Raw genomic sequence first — 1,043 nt, 5'->3', positions numbered from 1 at the left:
GCGCCCGGGGGCAGGAGGGGCCCCGGAGCCGGGCACGGTCGGGGCCCCTCGTCTGCGTACGCGTCCACGGAGGGGGCGTCCTGCACGCGTTGTCGCCTGGCTGCAACGGTTCGGCCACCTCGCCTGGGTCTACGGCGACGGGCAAGGCGCGCCCAACCCATGCAACCAGGGGGGATCCGTATACGTGGTCGCCAGCGGACAGGTCGCCGGAGAGACTTACGTCGTGGCGGGTGGACATGACGGGGCCGTTCGCTTGTGGCACCTGGGCCCAGCGGTGTCCTGCGAGGCACACGAACACACACGTGCCGCTGCGGTGGACCGCTGGAGATCCTCCCAGCTGTTCGGTGGGGCGAGCTGGATCCAGGGCGCTGCCGTAGTGGACGGTGCGCGTCCGATGGTGGTGGCCGCCGAGCTCTCCGGCCACGTGCACTTCCTCGACCTTGTCACGGGCTCTCCCGCGCACCCCAGCGGGAAACATCCCGGATTCTTCACGCGGGCCATGGCCCAGGGGACAGTGGGCGGCCGGCCGGTGGTACTGACCGGGGGTAGCGCCAGCGACGGGCAACGGGGCTGCGTGCAGATGTGGGATCCGGAAACCGGTCTGCCGATCGGTGAGCCCATGGTCCACGACGACGAAGTCCGTGCTGTCGCGGTCACCACACTGCACGGGCTGACCGTCGCGGTCACCCGCACCTATGGCGGGCACCTCGGTATCTGGGACCTGACCACGCGCCGATTGCTTCGCCATCGTTCTACTGGACTGCTCTCGATCCGGGGCGCACTCGCACTGACGGAGATTGCCGACCGGCGGGTCCTGGTCTTCGGCACGCAAGGGGGATTCGACACCGACCCGGACGGTCGCAGGACGATGATCAGCGGCTTCCGTGTTGACCTGGTCGACCTCGCCTCGCTGGAGCACCTTGACCGCCTGTGGGTCAACTCCGAGGTCTTGTCCGTGACGGCTGCCGAGCAATTCCTGGTCGTCGGCTGTATGTGCGGCACGTTGGCGCTGCGATGCGGCGACACTTTAGCCCCATAGACCC

Annotated in this window: 1 protein-coding gene; it reads left to right on the top strand. The window is 68.7% G+C overall.

The features are described from left to right. Positions 1–394: 394 nt before the first annotated feature. A complete protein-coding gene (locus AB0N17_RS46890; protein WP_366017757.1) occupies positions 395–1,039 on the top strand; it encodes a hypothetical protein in 645 nt (214 codons plus the stop codon). Positions 1,040–1,043: the final 4 nt, after the last annotated feature.

Origin of the sequence: Streptomyces sp. NPDC051133 (assembly GCF_040682635.1) — a bacterium.
Classification (GTDB): domain Bacteria; phylum Actinomycetota; class Actinomycetes; order Streptomycetales; family Streptomycetaceae; genus Streptomyces.
This window is presented reverse-complemented; position numbering and strand designations above follow the sequence as displayed.